This window comes from Maridesulfovibrio bastinii DSM 16055 (assembly GCF_000429985.1).
GTDB lineage: Bacteria > Desulfobacterota > Desulfovibrionia > Desulfovibrionales > Desulfovibrionaceae > Maridesulfovibrio > Maridesulfovibrio bastinii.
The window spans coordinates 1-14,936 of record NZ_AUCX01000005.1 but is presented as its reverse complement, the minus strand read 5'-3'; the positions used below and the strand labels follow the sequence as shown (position 1 = coordinate 14,936).

The following is a 14,936-nucleotide window of genomic DNA, read 5'->3' as shown; positions in this document are numbered from 1 at the left end:
AATAAAGGAACAGTTCACAAATGAGCACACCGCAGGAAGAGCAGAAAGATTTCGACATATTGGAGATGCCCGCAGAGGGACTCGCCGCATACTGGCTTTCAATCAAAAAACTGATTGATGTCAAGCGCAGTAAGAAAATACTGGAAGAAGAAATCCGCTATACCCGCGAACCGTTTATCAAACACATGCTGGAGACAGCTTTTTCCGGACTTGATGAAGAATCCGTAAGACGCCTTGCACTTGCGAAGGAGCAAACTATCACAATTGATTATGAACGCAAACTGGCAGCTATGAGCATAGCTGTGTTAGCTGTTTCATCAAAAGAAAACCCCCGTGTTTCATTTGTGCGCATGGCATCACATTTTCCCTTTTCGCCGATAACGGAAAAAAAGGCTTTCAGTCTGGCTCACGGCATTTCTGACGGCCTGAAAAGCCAAGACTCCAATCAGGAAGTCCTGCTGGAGATTGATCATAAACTTCAAAATGACCGGCTTCTTGTCAAATTACTTTTTCATGTCATTACAGCGCGCAGAGAAGGCAAACAGACTCTTGAAAAATTTCTGCCATATATAAAGACACCTTACTATCTGAATGGATTGACACAAGCCATTGATGGCTTTGAGCATAGGGTCTTAAAATTGAATATGGCGGCTCAGACAAAAGAGATTCTGCTTGAGACGAAGAGGAAAATGGAGATGGCTGCTGAAATGTGTATAGGTATAAGAAACAAACTCAGCTACGAAGATATTTTTAAGATAGCAAAAGCCTACATGCCTTAGGAACGGTTTTTAAACTTTTCAGCAGCAGTTACGAAATTTTCTGCCCATTGCGGGTTACCAAGTGCATGGATATGGTTATATCCGGCGTAGACATTGTCTTTTACAATTCCATCTCTTCCTAAGAAAGTACCCTTACCCCGCTTAAGGGATAAAGCGTATGAAAAATCAGTTTCCTGCTCATTTACGCACAGCGAATAATGAAATTCATGTCCGCATATCTCCGTGCCGGTTTTGAAAAAAAGATTATCAGCCTCGACAACGCCACAGGTGTATCCAAGACCCTGCGGTTTGAGGCAGAGCTTTGTACTGATGGGCAGGACACCTGACATGGGGTAAGACTGCCCCTTATATTCCACACTTTCACCGAGATACATAAATCCGCCGCACTCAGCAAAAACAGGCAGTCCCGAATCGGCAAGAGACTTCACCCTTTTACGGGCTGCAACATTTGCTGAAAGCTTATCAGCCATTGTTTCTGGAAATCCACCACCAAGATACAGTCCGTGAAGTTCCGGCCAATCTTCATCACTCAGGAGTGAAAGTTCCCTGACCTCAGCTCCGGCATGTTCCAGAGCTTCCAGATTTTCATCATAGTAAAACCAGAAAGCCTCATCGCGAACCACACCTATGACCGGACGCTCATTCCCGCAAACACAATTCTCAGGCCAAAGTTGAAGTTCCGGGACCTCAAGACTGCCTGCCGAACCAGCTATTTCTGTAAGCCGGTCAAGATCAATACACTCTTCAGCCATCCTTCCAAGCGTTTCCAGCGAAGAATCCTGTCTGGCGTATTCAGTATTTGAGACAAGCCCCATGTGTCTTTCGGGAATAGGATTTTTCGAAAGCTTGGGCAGCATACCGAGCACAGGAACATCCGTATATTCTTCTATGCTCCGTCTTAAAATTGAGCGGTGCCTTTCTCCGGCAGTCCTGTTCAATATTACCCCGGCAAGATTGAAACCACTCTCAAAATTTCTGCAACCGGAAACAATCGCGGCTACGGTTCTGGTCATTTTAGTGCAGTCAATGGCAAGAATAACCGGTGCAGCGATAATGCGCGCAAGCTCGGCTGTGGAACAGGAACCTTCAACATCTTTGCCGTCAAAAAGGCCTCTGTTACCTTCTATAACTGAGATATCGAAATTTTTACCTTTTTCGTACATCAGCAGAGGCAGCTTTTCAGCGGGCATCAGGTGTGGATCAAGGTTGGAAGCAGATTCTCCGGCGGCAAGCCCAAGCCAGCGGGCATCAATATAGTCAGGTCCCTTTTTAAAGGGCTTAACAGCCAGACCTTTATTGCGCAAAGCCCTGCAGATACCGAGGGTGACAATTGTCTTACCGGTTCCGCCGCTCAATCCGGCAAGTACTATGCGGGGAAAATTCATATTCTGCCTGATTCTGATTTATTATACTGAAAGATGTAGACCATATACCGAGTTACCAGAGTTTTCATACCGATCCTAAAAATTTAATCTGATTCTGATAGAAAACAACTCTTAACCGAACCGCGTTAAGTAATTTTAGTCCCTGTAGAAAAACGAATGTCCAGCAAAGACTAACGCCGCCCCAGCAAGTGGGGAAACGTCAGACAATGCCGGACACAAAAATGCCCTGCCCTAATCAAAAGGGACAAGGCATTCAAGACGTGAGTCAAAAGACTATTCGCCTTCGGCTCCAGCCTGCTTACCAGCACCGGCAAGACCATACATAGTGGTACTTCCGCTTGACCAGTAAACAACTTTTTCTTCCTTAACCAGAGCGGTCAGGACTTTCTTGACTTCACGGCCTTTTGAATCCGGGAAAAGTTTGGTGAAGTCATTGAAATAGAATTTACTTTTGGAGCCAGATTTTGATTCCAAAAAGTCAATAATGGTTTTCTTTGCAGATTCCATTTCGATAGGCATATTTGTAACCCCTTTGCTTTAAAAACAGGGTGCGGCTTAATGCCGCACCCCATATAATTCTCAATTCTTAGAATTTGAACTGAGTTGACTGACGCCAAGTGTAGTAAGCGGGATCACGGAAATCGTCGATCAGGTGCTTAGTGAACTTGATGCCGGTCTTTTCAAAGAAGCGTTCCCAACCGATACGTTCAGCCCAGTCACCCAGACGTTCGTATTTGTTGGCTTCTTTGGAGTAAACATCCACAATAGTGCGGATAGTTTTAGTCAGTGTAGGCCAGCGAGGAGGTTCGTTGGGGATGTAGGCAACTACAACCTTGGAGAACTTAGGCTGGCTGATACGGTTGGATATTTTACCACCAACCATCAGAGCGATACCGTCACCTTCGCTGTCGGACAGGGGAAGTGAAGGACACATTGTGTAGCAGTTACCGCAGAACATGCAACGCTCTTCTTTAATTGCAACAGTCTTGTAAGTGGTTCCGTCAACTTCAACTTTAGAAGGACGTACAGCACCGGTAGGACAAGCAGCAACAGCAAGAGGAATCTCGCAGAGGTTGTCGAGGTGTTCGTGGTCGATAAGGGGTGGTTTACGGTGAATACCAACTACTGCGATATCGGAGCAGTGACATGCACCACACATGTTCAGGCAGCAAGCAACAGCGATGCGTACGGGAGCAGGCATGTTGTGGCCGGTGAACTCGTCGAACAGTTCGTCCATGATAACCTTAACGGTACCGGAAGCATCTGTTGCGGGAGTGTGGCAGTGAACCCAACCCTGAGTGTGAACAATGTTGGAAACACCGGCACCAGTTCCGCCGATGGGGAACTTGTAGCTGCCGCCGTTGAACTTGCGGGAAAGAAGATCAGCTTTAAGAGCGTCAACTTTATCCTTGGAGTCAACCATGAACTCAACGTTGTTACGAGTGGTGAAGCGGAGGTATCCATCGCAATGTTTATCAGCGATGTCACACATTTCCTTGATATGAACAACACTCATGAGACGAGCGGTACCACAACGAACGGAGTAAACTTCGTCGCCGGATTCAGCTACGTGTACAAGGATGCCGGGTTCAAGGATTTCGTGGTATTTCCACGCACCAAAGTTTTTCTTAATAACCGGAGGAAGGAACTCGTCAAATTTACGAGGTCCAATGTCCGAATTCCGGTTTTCCATCGGTTTATCTGGATTGTAGCCAGAAGAAACGAACGCCATGTCTTTCCTCCCGTGTTATCTCTGGTGTCTTTTTCTGTATTCGTTAATGTCACGATCCCAGGAGCCTTCAACCTCATCTGCTTTCCAGAAGATGTAGGGGTTGTGTCTTGGTTCCTGAACGTGTCTTGCATCAGCTTCGATTCCGGTGACTTCGAGAAGTTTCTGGAAGCCCATGCGACGCATGGTTTCACCCAGACGCTCACGGTTCTTACCTTCTTCCATCCACCAATCCCAGATATTCTCAATGAGTTCCTTAAGTTCATCAAAAGGTTCTTCAACTTTGATGAAAGGAACGAGAAGGGAGCTGAGCTGAGGACCATCAAGGATAGGAGCCTTAGCACCGCAGAGGATGGATGCACCACGATCGTTACCGATCATCAGTGCGCGAGGCATTGTGTTGATGCAGTGCATGCAATGCATACATTCTTTGTCATTGATTGAGAGCTTGCCGTCTTCGTACTTGATGCACTTGCCGGGGCAGAGATCAACAACTTCTTTCTGGATATCAAACTTACCCCAGTCACGACCGGAGTGAGCGCCGGCGTTAGGAGCAAATTCACCGCCGACGTAAGCTGCAACAGCTTCCTGGTCGATGCGGATTTCGTCACGCCAGATACCTACAACAGAGAAGTCTGAACGTGCCATAGCAGCAACACAGCCGTTAGGACAACCATCAAACTTGAATTTGAATTTGTAGGGGAAAGCGGGACGGTGAAGTTCATCCTGATATTCCATTGTCAGGTCGTAACAAGCGGCCTGAGTGTCGTAACAAGCATATTCACAACGTGATTTACCAAGGCAGCTGGCAGGTGTACGCAGGTTGGAACCTGAACCACCGAGGTCAACTTCAACATCGTGAGTCAGTTCGTAGAAAATTTCTTCGAGCTGCGGTGTTGTGGTACCAAGGAAAACGATGTCACCGGTTGAACCATGCATGTTGGTCAGACCGGAACCACGCATTTCCCAGATTTTCATGATGTTGCGCAGAAATTCTGTTGTGTAGTATTTACCGTTAGGCTGAGCAACACGCACGGTGTGGAAATGAGCAACACCGGGGAACTGTTCAGGCTGGTCGCAATAACGACCGATAACACCACCACCATAACCGAAAACACCAACGATTCCGCCGTGCTTCCAGTGAGTTTCACCATCGGAATAGGACAACTCGAGAACACCAAGAAGGTCGTCGCAGACTTCCTCGGGGATCTGAAGTTCAATGCCTTCCTCGTTTTTGGCTCTAACTTCAGCTTGCTGTTTGATATCAGCTACAAAGCTCGGCCAGGGGCCGCTTTCAAGCTGGTCCAACAAGGGAGTTTCATGTTTCGCCATTCCCTTAAACCTCCATAAAGTTTAATTGATATACCTACCAATACAAAAGGGCATCCGGTCTATGAGTCACAATTTAGACTCAGCCCGGCTGCTTTCCTCTCTTGGGTTGAGAAGCCCTTGTTAAGCTGACAAGGGAGTGCAAGATAACCATAAGTGAAAAAGAACTCAACCTATCAGGTGAAATAGTGAACTTATAAGCTCTTTGTCAACACGTTATAATTTATATAGCATGCTGATATAATCCGCACTTGCCAAGCATGGCTTTCTCAGAGTATCTACACCTCCCTGCGCTAGATGCGCGAGTGGTAGCTACTACCTACAAAATATTTTTATATCCATCAACCTAAACTTGAAAAACCAATGCGATCATTATGAAAAAATGTAGACAATGCGGAACATGCTGCCGCAAAGGCGGACCGGCTCTTCATGTTCAGGACCTTGAACTGCTGAAAAACAAGGACGGAATTGACCTGACTGATCTTGTGACCCTCAGAAAAGGAGAAATGGTTTATGATCAGCCTGTTGGCGCGGTTATACCACTTGAGCAGGAAATCATAAAGATCAAGGGAACCGATGGAGAATGGATATGTTCTTTTTTCACTCCGGAAGGTAACACCTGCGGCATTTACAACAAAAGACCTCTGGAATGCCAGCTCCTGTTCTGCGAGGACCCCGAGCCTCTGCTTGAAGTCTACAGTGTTGACAGGCTGACAAGGACGGATATTCTCCCTCAGGGACATCCGCTCGTGGAACTGATTGCCGAGCACGACAAGAAATGTCCTATGGACAGGGTTGCTGAAATATGTTCGGAAATTGTCAATGCTGAAGGCGAAGAGCAGAAAAATCAGAAAAATCTGCACCATGAACTTCTTGAAATGGTAAGCTATGATCTGAGCATACGTGATCTTGTTGTTGAAAAAGCCGGCATTCCCAAAAACTCGCTGGACTTTTTCTTCGGCAGATCGCTGCTGAGAATCATTCCGTCATTCGGCATATCCGCAATTCCTACGGTAAAAGGATATACACTCAGAGTTAATAAAAGGAGCTGATTCCTATGAAAGATGAACTGGGACTCTACTACTACCCATCCTTACAGACTAGAGATACCCGCATGTATGTGCGTGAAAACAACGGAGTTATTGAATTCAGACTCTGGAGCCGTGAAAATCCTGCAATCTGGAAAGGCCACGAATGGCTTCCTTATGATGTGGTTGAAAAGGCCTCAGAAATGTACAAAGAAAAAGGTTCTGACAGAAATCCGCTGGCTCTTTACGACCTTAATGTGGCTAAACAGCTTTTGAAGGAAGACAGAACTTTTCACTAATCAAAAAATAGTCGAAAAATCCTGGAATCCTTATACAGCAATGCCCGGCATGAGATCATGCCGGGCATTGCTGTATAAATTTATAATCGGATATAAAATATTTTATACAGATTTGACCTTTATACCGTGCGCTTTCAAGGTCGCGGCAAAAATACCTTCGCCCGGAATTTTCTTTCCGCTGAATGTGCCGTCATAAATCTGTTCACATCCGCATGAAGGTGATCCACCTTTAAGCAACGCCTCATCTGCTCCGCACATCTCAGCTATCTTCAGAGCTTCTTCAGCCCCGCGAATGAAATTTTCCGTAACATCAATCCCGTTTGCGGTGATGACTCTTCCATCCTTCAGCTCACAGCATGGGCGAGGTGTGGGCAACCCGCCAAGCTGCTCAGGGCAGACCGGCACAGCATTTCCTGATTTTACAAGTTCCACTACTTTTTCATCAACAGCCCCGCGGGCATCATACCGGCAGCTTATTCCAGCAAGACAGGCACTTACAACTTTCACGACGACTCTCCTTCCGAACTGTTACTATGCAAAATATTCAAAAAAATATTCAGCGCAATATTCTCATCCGGAACTATTAATTTAGTAACGGATAGCTTTGCAATCAGTATTTAAAATCCATTACAGAACATTTTAAATAATTGCCGGGAGCCTAATCAGCAGTTTTTTCAGCTTCAACAACTCTACGGAAACGGTTAGCCAGACATACTCCTGAAATATTATGCCACAGGCTGAACACGGCCCCGGGCAGAGCACTGGCAGCAGTAAAATATTTACTTGCCAGCGCAACTCCTAAACCGGAGTTCTGCATCCCCACTTCAATAGCCAGAGTAATGCTGTCCTTGTGGGAAAGGCGGGCAAGCCTTGCAGCTCCATACCCCAGAGCCAGACCACCAAGGTTGTGGAGAGCCACGGCTATAAACACAAGAACCGGGAAAGTTGAAAGCATATCATGGTTAAGTCCCATGATGCAGGCGATGAGCATTGAAATTACAATTATCGAAATAGATGGAAAGACATAAACAACGGAATCAATATGTCTGCGCAGAATCCTGCGGATAACCAGTCCGTCAACCAGCGGAAAAACGACTATCCAGAAAACAGATTCAACCATGGGCAGAAAAGCAATTTCAACACGCTGATTCAGCACCAGATAGATAACCGCCGGGGTAAGAATCGGGGCCAGACATGTTGAAACGAGAGTTATGGTAACTGACAGGGCGACATTAGCTTTTGCAATATGGGAGATAACATTGGAAGCAGTTCCGCCCGGACATGATCCCACAACCACCATACCTATCACAGCATCAGGAGGAAGGGACAGCAATGACGATAATCCCACAGCAAGCAGCGGCATTATTGTATATTGCAGCAAAACTCCAAGCCCGACAGTCCGCCAGCTTTTAAAAGCAGCCAGAAAGTCCCCCACTTCAAGGGTCAGGCCCATACCGAACATGATAATACCGAGGCATAATGCAATGTGAGGTTTGATCCAGATAAAAAGCGGCGGATGGATGTACGCTGCAACACTTAAAACTATTGCTATGAGAAGAAAATGTTTTTCAATTTTACTGCATATCAGGCCGGTCATTCTCGGCCTCCTTTTTCTTGATTTTATACAACGCCGAAGCGGTTGAAGGCTGTCCCCTATTGTATTTTTACGAAGCGGGCAAGTTTCAGATTTGAGCCACGATTTATATTCGTAACATTATCTTTTATAAAATCAGCTAAATATAATGACTGGAGATAAAAAATGGACGGCACCAATATTTTATATACCCTAGGAAACAATAAAAAACTCTGAATTATCTGCTTCCGGTATAAAAAAATTATGGAGATAACTGCTTGCAGCAGGAGCAGCCTAAGGTCTCGGATTTTTTGGAAACTATATCAGGGGAGGTTAAGCGGGAGGGATATATAAAAAATACTTCCTTTATCAATTTGACTCTCAAACCATATTTTGCCGTCCATCAGATTTACCAGCCCGGCAGCAATGGCCAGCCCCAGCCCTGTTCCGCCGAACTCTCTTGAAGTGGAGTTATCAGCCTGAGTAAAACTGTCAAAGATAAGCCCGCGTTTGTCTTCAGGGATTCCAATTCCAGTGTCTTTGACTATAAACAGCAGCCGGATCCAACGCTTATATATATTTTCGACTTCAAGGCGGACACAGACTTCCCCGCGCGAAGTAAATTTGACCGCATTGCTGATAACATTTTCCAGAATTTTTCCAACCCGCTCTTTGTCTCCCAATACACTGCGGGGGGTATCAGCCGAAAAACTGAAATCTAGTTCTATTTCCTTGGAATTTGCAGGTGGTTCTATTTTTTTACAAATATTTCCTGCAAGTTTTACAGGATCAAATTCTCTTGAAGCAAGCTCAACCTGAGAAGTTTCCAGACTTACCATTCCAAGAATATCATCAATTATTTTAAGGAGATTTTCACTGGATGCAACGATATTACCCACAAAATATTTCTGATCAAAATTCAGATCACTTTCCCGCAGCAGTTCTGTCATTCCCATAATGGAATTCATGGGAGTCCGTACTTCATGGCTCATCATAGCCATAAAGCGGCTTTTAAACCTGCTTGCCTGCTCCGCTGAATCTCTGGCCTTGAGTAGCTGCCTGTTAACTCCGGAAAGTTCTTCCAATGTTGCTTTCAGATGAGCCTGAACCCTGGAACGTTCAACAATTTCATCGCGCAGTTGAATATTTGAAAGCTCAAGATCCCTTGTTCTTTCTTCAACCTTGTCTTCAAGTTCATTATAAAATTTTCTCATTCTCCGGCTTGCAAAGCCGACAGCTCTTTGCAGATCACCGATTTCATCATGTCTTTTTGAATCGGGAATCTCGGTAAATTTTTTTCTCCCTATATCTGCGGCGATACGGGCAAGATCAACGACCGGGGAAACAAAAAATCTATCCAGAAAAAATCTTATAATTATTCCCACAACGACCAGAACAAATAAAATCAGAATACAGACTTCATAGAATGCAACCCTTGTTCTGGCAAAGACCCCCTCCATTTTGACGCCAAGCAGAACTGTTCCGAGGATATATCCATCCCTGATAATCTTTTTTTCAAATTTTTTAACAGGGTCTCCGCCTAAAAGATATTCAGACCCGAATTCGGCAATAGGGTATCCTGTCGGACCATAAACTTTGCAATAAGCAATGTCAGGGTCTTCACAGACATCTTTGATAAACTTCTTTATCCTTACAGTATTCTCACCCGGAAACTCTTTTATAACGTCAGCAACATGGGAAATAGTCCATGCCGCCTTATCTTCGATACGCCTAAGGCATACATTGCGGGCATCATTTATTATAAAAAAAGCAACCGGTGCCAGAGTAACAAGAAGTATAAGAATAACCCCAAGCGTTATTCTTGCTCGCGCACCATTCACTTTGAGCATCAGCTAAGACCCAACAGTCAAAGACTGTATTGTTTTGTACCCCTGTGTGATGGTCCTTAAAAGTATCGGAAGACCCCTATTCCACCGAAACTCTGTCCGTTGACGCCTATTCCTACTCTTCGACAACTTCTCCTTCTTCAGGAAGATCAAAAAACTGACCAAGGTCAGCACCGAGAACACGACCGGGCCATTTATAAAAGCAAAATCCGTTTTCTTTAACGCATTTTTTAATTTTCTGCTGTCCACCTCTGGCAAAAGGCAGAGAACTGAACCCTATTTTATCTTTAGTAAGCTCTACATCACCGAAAAGATACATCATATTAAAAGGAACAATCTTTTCAGGATAAGCTTCTGAAGGGACAACAAGATAAAGAGCCTGCGAATTACTGCCTCTATATACATTCACCATTCCTGTCGGTCTTGTATTTATTTCCGGTACGTCCTTCATAAACGGTTGTAGAAGTCTTTTCAAGACTCCATCAACCTTTGCTACTGCAAGACCGTAGTTTGTTATGGGAACATTCTGTCTTTCACAATCTCTGATACGTCTAAGCATGTCCGCACGTTCCGTCATACATGCTCCGCAATGAACAACAAGACTGTAACTATTTAAATCAAGAGGCAATCCGCATCCTGTTTTAGATTCAAAAATAATTTTTTTACCTGTGCGGCTTATAATCCTGTCAGGAATCATTTCCTTGCTAAGATCTTCCGCTGCGGGATGATGCGGGCAGGCTTCGACAATAAGAACCTTGTCACCATCTTTAAGGTCATCAATGGCATTTGCGCCCCGAACCAGTTGTTCAAGATTACCTTTATGTCTGGCAAACAAAATATGGAAAGTTGTCACGGGAACTTCATCAGGAACAAGCCCGAAAACTTTATTTACTGACTGAGAGTCTGAAATTACCAGAGCCGGGCGTCTTTTCTGCCCCGCAATAGTCTGATAAAGTTCACTTTCTTTGACTATAACTGCTATTCCGCCAACATCAAGAATCTCACGCAGAACCTGAGATTTAGGTAAACCGAGGCGCCCTTTAGGCGAAACGGGATCCTCCGAGACAACGCAGACAACAAAATCGCCCTTGCCCATAAGGTCCCTTGCAAGAACCGGATCAAGCATATTTTCTTCCGGTGCAAGGGCAAGTACAGCTTTTCTGAGACGGTCAATGCCTCTTCCGTCAACGGTGGATGTGGCCACAAACCTAATTCCGCGTGAACCGCAGAATTCCATATCAGCAAGGCTCGGGCGTCTGATATCTGCCTTGTTAAAGGCCATAACACAAGGCACACCACGCTCTGTAAGCAGAGAAATTATATCCCGCTCTTCGGGAGTAATACCCTGTTCATCAGTAACAATTACGGCAACATCAACCCCGTAAAGAGCATTTCTGACAGCCTTGGATTCATCGCTGTCAGGTGCGTGAGCATCCGTATCATAAACAGTAACCGGACCTAATGACCCAAGTTCCATTCTGGTCAACGGATACATATCATTTTTTTCGTTTTCACGCTCAAGAGGTAATTCTTTTATTCCTGAAAGAGACCTTATCAATGATGATTTACCGACATTACCACGGCCGGCAATAGCTATAGCCAGTCTCTCACCTTCTGAGGATTCACTCATATTTCTAACTCCTGCCTGAAAGCTGATTAGTCAGCTGTGAGCATAAAAAACTTTTAATTCGTGTTATTCAATAGCATTTTTTTTAATAATACACACCAAACAAGACAAGCATTTATTAAAAATATAAAACGCCAATATAACCCGTGTCATAATGGAAAAACCGGCTCCACTATAAATGAAGCCGGTTTACAACATACAAAATCAGACATCTTATACAGGTCAGAATGCCTCACGGATGCTGACAATATCTCTCAGCACACTTAGCAAACGCACTGCCAGACAGATTCATCCGTTTTAATCCCACATGGTGTCAGATTGCAGCATCATGCCGTTTTTTAATAATATTGTGTTGTTACTTCTGCTTCTTTTCTATTTTTTTCCAGGTATCACGCAGTGTGGCCGTGCGATTGAATACAGGTTTTTCCTTAGTATAATCATAGTCAGCACAAAAATAACCAACGCGTTCAAACTGGCACTTGAATCCCGGTTCAACATCGCCCAGAGCAGGCTCAACATAGCATTCATTAAGCACTTTCAGTGAGTCAGGATTGATGTGATCCTTAAAGTCGGAACCATCACTGGTATCCATAGGATTTTCTTTTGTAAAAAGGTGGTCATAAAGTCTGACTTCTGTTTTTACGGCATGGGCTACAGAAACCCAGTGCAGGGTTCCCTTAACTTTTCTTCCGTCATCAGACCAGCCACCCTTTGTTTTGGGATCATAAGTACAGCGCAGTTCAACTACTTCGCCGTTTTCATCTTTTACAACATCAGTGCATGTCACATAGTAGGCGTAGCGCAGACGGACTTCGCGGCCCGGAGCCAGCCTGAAGAATTTTTTAGGGGCATCCTCTCTGAAATCTTCACGCTCGATATAAAGCTCCCGCGAAAACGGAACCATGCGCGAACCGGCTTCAGGATCTTCCGGATTGTTCTGAAACACAAATTCTTCAACCTGATCCTCGGGGTAATTTTCAATAACGACCTTGAGAGAATTCACAACCCCCATATATCTGGGAGAGGTAGAGTTCAGAGCTTCACGAACGGAGAACTCCAGCAAGGCGAAATCAACCATATTGTTTGCTTTGGCTACACCGATTCTTTCGCAGAAATTTCTAATTGCCTCAGCAGGATATCCACGGCGTCTCATACCGGAAATAGTTGACATTCTAGGATCATCCCAACCACTTACATGCCCTTCCTGAACAAGCTGAATAAGACGGCGCTTACTCATTACGGTATAGGTCAGATTAAGACGGGCGAACTCTATCTGCTGCGGGCGGTATACTTCAAGATTTTCAAGCACCCAGTCATAGAGGGGACGGTTGTTTTCAAATTCCAGAGTGCAGATTGAATGGGTTATCCCTTCAATTGAATCGGATATGCAGTGGGCATAATCGTACATGGGATAAATACACCATTTATCCCCGGTTCTGTGGTGGTGGGCCTTACGGATTCTATAAAGAGTGGGATCACGCATAACTATGTTAGGAGAAGCCATGTCGATTTTAGCTCTCAAAACATGTTCGCCTTCTTCATAGCGTCCAGCTTTCATCCCTTCAAAAAGTTCAAGATTTTCTTCAACGCTGCGCTCGCGGTAAGGACTGTTTTTACCGGGTTCTTTGAGTGTGCCGCGATATTCCCTGATCTGCTCGGCAGTCAGGCTATCCACATACGCTTTACCGCTTTTAATAAGCTGCACGGCATATTCATACATTTTATCGAAATAATCTGATGTATAATGAAGACGGTCGTCCCAGTCGAAACCAAGCCAGTGGACATCTTCCTTGATGGAATCCACATATTCAACATCTTCTTTAACTGGATTTGTATCATCAAAGCGCATGTTGCATGTTCCATCATAATCAAGAGCTAGTCCGAAATTGAGACAGATGGATTTTGCATGTCCTATATGAAGATAGCCGTTCGGCTCCGGAGGAAAACGTGTAGCAACCCGGCCGTCATATCTGCCGGATTCATTGTGTTCATCAATTATGTTGGTAATAAAATTTTTTCCTACAACAGAGTCGTTGTTGATATCAGACATTATCCAGTTCCCTTTTAAGTATGAAATAGTTGCTTTAACGATTATTCCGTTAAATTTCCGCGTCCGGAAAAGGCACGAAGAATTGCAGTGTTCCCTGATTGTTTTTAATTACGAAAAATAGGACTTCCGGTCAAACACAAGACAGTAAAACAGTCAACATTTAAAGTTAAAAGCCGGGTAAACGCGACAGAATTTTCATGGAACTACAACCTAAAAAATTTGTTTTAATTAAAAATTCCTGATATATCTCCACGTCAGAGTTACTGTTAACACACACAACTCTTTTGACATTTCAAAGTCAAAATCCTCACACAGTTATTAAACGCGCCGTATTACGTTGAGTTTTTTACGAATATGATGCATTGATATTAGTAATACCTCTTCGGTTTTTCAGTGCGGAAATTGACCGAAACAGTAGCACCGAAAAAGAAATATCCAAGGAGAAAGATAATGAATGTGGAACTGGCTAAACCTTTTATAAAAGCCACTACAGATATTTTATCCATGATGGCCATGATAACACCTACAGCTGGTAAGCCTTTCGTCAAAAAATCAAATGTAGCAACAGGCGATGTTACAGGTGTTGTCGGTTTTACGGGTGATATGAGCGGAAGTGTGTCCATCTCTTTCGATAAGGCCTGCGCCATACATGTGGTCAAAAACATGCTCGGAGATGATATTCAGGACCTTCTTCAGGATGTAAAAGACGCTGTGGGAGAAATCACCAACATGGTTTCAGGACAGGCAAGAGCAGGTCTTAATGAAATGGGCCACAAGCTTTCCGGCTCAACTCCGACAGTCATAATGGGAGACAACCACACCATTTCCCATGTCACTTCCGGTCCGGTAATGGCTATCCCCTTTAAAACCGATCACGGAGCTTTTACCATTGAATTTGCCTTAGAATAATTTTTTTTGCAGAACTTCAGGATATTTCAGGACCGCTCAGTATTGCGGTCCTTTTTTTGTATGTAGAAAACCCCCCGCTATGCGGGGGGTTCCGTAAAGCTTACAGCTATGAATAAATCAGCAAAACTCCTTTTGATTTGTTAAATGAGTTCCGCGGTCTAGCAGCTGCGGTAGTAACAAATCAAAAGGAGGTCCCTTTGCGAGACACTGAAAGTTTAGCCCATACAAAATGGAACTGTAAATATCATATAGTCTTTGCTCCAAAATATCGTCGCCAAGTTTTCTACTATGAAACTAAAAGAGCAATAGGTGAAATTTTACGAAAGCTCTGTGAGTGGAAAGGCGTTGAGATAGTTGAGGCAGAATGTTGCCCTGATCATA

14 protein-coding genes are annotated in these 14,936 nt (G+C 44.3%); 5 read left to right on the top strand and 9 right to left on the bottom strand.

Features of this window, described 5'->3' with window-relative positions:
• The first annotated feature begins 20 nt into the window (after positions 1–20).
• Positions 21–779: a MotA/TolQ/ExbB proton channel family protein gene (locus tag G496_RS0100070; RefSeq protein WP_027177469.1), complete on the top strand. Its 759-nt coding sequence runs from the start codon at positions 21–23 to the stop codon at positions 777–779.
• On the opposite strand, the gene G496_RS0100065 is transcribed toward G496_RS0100070, so the two are convergent.
• From G496_RS0100065 to dsrA, 4 genes are all read right to left on the bottom strand, one after another.
• Positions 776–2,164, bottom strand: a complete 1,389-nt coding sequence (locus G496_RS0100065; protein ID WP_051294719.1) for a cobyrinic acid a,c-diamide synthase CobB — start codon at positions 2,162–2,164, stop codon at positions 776–778. The genes G496_RS0100070 and G496_RS0100065 overlap by 4 nt on opposite strands.
• A gap of 273 nt (positions 2,165–2,437) precedes the next feature.
• Complete coding sequence (locus tag G496_RS0100060) at positions 2,438–2,671, bottom strand: dissimilatory sulfite reductase D family protein (protein ID WP_156900565.1); 234 nt, start codon at positions 2,669–2,671, stop codon at positions 2,438–2,440.
• Positions 2,672–2,750: 79 nt separating this feature from the next.
• Positions 2,751–3,896, bottom strand: coding sequence for a dissimilatory-type sulfite reductase subunit beta (dsrB, locus tag G496_RS0100055; RefSeq protein WP_027177466.1), 1,146 nt, complete (start codon positions 3,894–3,896; stop codon positions 2,751–2,753).
• A 15-nt stretch (positions 3,897–3,911) separates the two neighbouring features.
• Positions 3,912–5,225, bottom strand: coding sequence for a dissimilatory-type sulfite reductase subunit alpha (gene dsrA / locus G496_RS0100050; protein WP_027177465.1), 1,314 nt, complete (start codon positions 5,223–5,225; stop codon positions 3,912–3,914).
• Positions 5,226–5,596: 371 nt separating this feature from the next.
• Between dsrA and G496_RS0100045 the strand changes: the two genes are divergently transcribed.
• Together G496_RS0100045 and G496_RS0100040 are read left to right on the top strand one after the other, a co-directional pair.
• Positions 5,597–6,274: a YkgJ family cysteine cluster protein gene (locus tag G496_RS0100045; protein ID WP_027177464.1), complete on the top strand. Its 678-nt coding sequence runs from the start codon at positions 5,597–5,599 to the stop codon at positions 6,272–6,274.
• Between the two features lie 5 nt (positions 6,275–6,279).
• Positions 6,280–6,549 (top strand): hypothetical protein, encoded by a 270-nt coding sequence (locus G496_RS0100040; protein WP_027177463.1) that lies wholly within the window; start codon positions 6,280–6,282, stop codon positions 6,547–6,549.
• Between the two features lie 102 nt (positions 6,550–6,651).
• Here the strand turns inward: G496_RS0100040 and G496_RS0100035 are convergent, their stop codons facing one another.
• The 5 genes from G496_RS0100035 to G496_RS0100015 form a co-directional block, all read right to left on the bottom strand.
• Positions 6,652–7,056, bottom strand: coding sequence for a 2-thiouracil desulfurase family protein (locus G496_RS0100035; protein ID WP_027177462.1), 405 nt, complete (start codon positions 7,054–7,056; stop codon positions 6,652–6,654).
• 151 nt (positions 7,057–7,207) lie between these two features.
• Positions 7,208–8,146 carry a bile acid:sodium symporter family protein gene (locus tag G496_RS0100030; RefSeq protein ID WP_027177461.1) on the bottom strand — a complete coding sequence of 313 codons (939 nt, stop codon included), beginning with the start codon at positions 8,144–8,146 and terminating at the stop codon, positions 7,208–7,210.
• 299 nt (positions 8,147–8,445) lie between these two features.
• Entirely contained in the window at positions 8,446–9,972 is a 1,527-nt protein-coding gene (locus G496_RS18330) for an ATP-binding protein (RefSeq protein ID WP_051294718.1), read from the bottom strand.
• Positions 9,973–10,084: 112 nt separating this feature from the next.
• The gene (gene hydF / locus G496_RS18325; RefSeq protein ID WP_034631850.1) at positions 10,085–11,599 is read right to left on the bottom strand and encodes a [FeFe] hydrogenase H-cluster maturation GTPase HydF; all 1,515 of its coding nucleotides are present in this window, start codon (positions 11,597–11,599) and stop codon (positions 10,085–10,087) included.
• Positions 11,600–11,951: 352 nt separating this feature from the next.
• Positions 11,952–13,646 carry a glutamine--tRNA ligase/YqeY domain fusion protein gene (locus tag G496_RS0100015; protein WP_027177460.1) on the bottom strand — a complete coding sequence of 565 codons (1,695 nt, stop codon included), beginning with the start codon at positions 13,644–13,646 and terminating at the stop codon, positions 11,952–11,954.
• 450 nt (positions 13,647–14,096) lie between these two features.
• Here G496_RS0100015 and G496_RS0100010 point away from each other — a divergent pair, with 450 nt between their 5' ends.
• Together G496_RS0100010 and tnpA are read left to right on the top strand one after the other, a co-directional pair.
• Entirely contained in the window at positions 14,097–14,555 is a 459-nt protein-coding gene (locus G496_RS0100010) for a chemotaxis protein CheX (protein ID WP_027177459.1), read from the top strand.
• A gap of 197 nt (positions 14,556–14,752) precedes the next feature.
• Positions 14,753–14,936 (top strand): IS200/IS605 family transposase (gene tnpA / locus G496_RS0100005; RefSeq protein WP_027177458.1); only part of this gene is annotated, 184 nt, incomplete at its 3' end.

Coding starts and splice junctions, on each gene's coding strand:
- G496_RS0100040 (WP_027177463.1), top strand. CDS start 6,280: ATGAAAGATGAACTGGGACTCTACTACTACCCATCCTTACAGACTAGA.
- G496_RS0100010 (WP_027177459.1), top strand. CDS start 14,097: ATGAATGTGGAACTGGCTAAACCTTTTATAAAAGCCACTACAGATATT.
- dsrB (WP_027177466.1), bottom strand. CDS start 3,896: ATGGCGTTCGTTTCTTCTGGCTACAATCCAGATAAACCGATGGAAAAC.
- G496_RS0100015 (WP_027177460.1), bottom strand. CDS start 13,646: ATGTCTGATATCAACAACGACTCTGTTGTAGGAAAAAATTTTATTACC.
- G496_RS0100045 (WP_027177464.1), top strand. CDS start 5,597: ATGAAAAAATGTAGACAATGCGGAACATGCTGCCGCAAAGGCGGACCG.
- G496_RS0100030 (WP_027177461.1), bottom strand. CDS start 8,146: ATGACCGGCCTGATATGCAGTAAAATTGAAAAACATTTTCTTCTCATA.
- G496_RS0100070 (WP_027177469.1), top strand. CDS start 21: ATGAGCACACCGCAGGAAGAGCAGAAAGATTTCGACATATTGGAGATG.
- G496_RS0100065 (WP_051294719.1), bottom strand. CDS start 2,164: ATGAATTTTCCCCGCATAGTACTTGCCGGATTGAGCGGCGGAACCGGT.
- G496_RS18330 (WP_051294718.1), bottom strand. CDS start 9,972: ATGCTCAAAGTGAATGGTGCGCGAGCAAGAATAACGCTTGGGGTTATT.
- G496_RS0100060 (WP_156900565.1), bottom strand. CDS start 2,671: ATGGAATCTGCAAAGAAAACCATTATTGACTTTTTGGAATCAAAATCT.
- hydF (WP_034631850.1), bottom strand. CDS start 11,599: ATGAGTGAATCCTCAGAAGGTGAGAGACTGGCTATAGCTATTGCCGGC.
- dsrA (WP_027177465.1), bottom strand. CDS start 5,225: ATGGCGAAACATGAAACTCCCTTGTTGGACCAGCTTGAAAGCGGCCCC.